The sequence below is a fragment of the Vibrio sp. 1288 genome (assembly GCF_033344475.1).
Map to the genome: position 1 here is coordinate 1 of NZ_JAWPOX010001076.1, position 529 is coordinate 529.

1 protein-coding gene is annotated in these 529 nt (G+C 49.0%); it reads left to right on the forward strand.

Annotated elements, in window-relative coordinates:
* On the forward strand, window positions 1-529 hold a 529-nt coding region (locus tag R8O11_RS30980; protein WP_318195360.1), incomplete at both ends, for a PfkB family carbohydrate kinase.

Genomic DNA, 529 nt, shown 5'->3' on the forward strand with positions numbered 1-529 from the left:
AAAGCGCGAGCAGCGAATATTCCTGTTTTCATTGATCCTAAAGGTGCGGACTTTGAACGTTACCGCGGTGCAACTCTACTGACACCAAACATGAAAGAGTTTGAAGATGTGGTCGGTAAAGTGAAATCGGATCAAGAGCTGGTAGAGAAAGCTCTGGCACTTGTTGAAGAGTTTGATTTTGAAGCGCTATTGGTAACACGTAGTGAGCACGGTATGACGTTGATTCGTCGTGGCCAAGAGCCATTCCATCTACCAACGCAAGCGAAAGAAGTTTACGACGTAACAGGTGCTGGCGACACGGTGATTTCTGTACTTGCAGCGTCGGTTGCGGCAGGTAAGTCCTTCGAAGAAGCGTGTGCACTTGCTAACGCAGCTGCTGGCGTTGTCGTGGGTAAACTGGGTACGTCGACGCTGTCTGAAATTGAATTGGCAGAAGCGGTTCATGGCAGTCAAGATACCGACTTTGGCGTCATCTCAGAAAAAGCACTGATTGAAGCGGTGAAAAAAGCACGTGCTCGTGGCGAGAAAG